Source organism: Bradyrhizobium sp. 35 (assembly GCF_023073215.1).
In the GTDB taxonomy this organism is placed as follows: Bacteria; Pseudomonadota; Alphaproteobacteria; order Rhizobiales; family Xanthobacteraceae; genus Bradyrhizobium; species Bradyrhizobium canariense_D.
This window is the reverse complement of sequence record NZ_JADPJC010000117.1, coordinates 1-557: the sequence shown is the minus strand read 5'-3', so window position 1 is coordinate 557 and position 557 is coordinate 1. Positions and strand designations below refer to the sequence as shown.

The window sequence follows — 557 nt, the reverse complement described above, 5'->3', positions numbered from 1 at the left end:
GCGGCTCGGCGACAAGCTGGAGCTGCTGCTGGCCGAGAGCCTGCGGGTGGCGCACGAAGCCGGCGCCTTACGCAGCCAGGACCTCAAGCGCGTCACGGTTGATACCACGGTGCAGCCGAAGGCCATCACCTTTCCGACCGACGCCAAGCTGCTTCATGCGGCCATCCAGGGCCTCAATCGCCTGGCGAGAAGGCACGCCGTCAGGCTGCGGCAATCCTATTCTCGCGTGGCCAAGGCCGCTGCGATGATGGCGGGCCGCTACGCCCATGCCAAACAGTTCAGCCGGCATCAGCGGCAGTTGCGTATCCTGCGCAGCCGGCTGGGCCGGATCATCCGCGACATCCGTCGCAAGATCGAGCGCCAGCCAGCCCTCGAGGAGGCATTCGCCCTTCCGCTTGGCCGAGCCAGCCAGATCCGCTCCCAGCAGCAGCGCCAGCGCGGCTGGAAGCTCTATTCATTTCATGCCCCGGAGGTGGAGTGCATCGGCAAAGGCAAGGCCTCAGCCCCTTACGAGTTCGGCGTGAAGGCCTCCATCGTCACCAACAATCGCCGAGCTC

General features: G+C 66.1%; 1 pseudogene. It reads left to right on the top strand.

Annotated features, from left to right (window positions below):
• Positions 1 to 557: pseudogene (locus IVB36_RS40565) on the top strand (IS5/IS1182 family transposase); the annotation flags it as partial.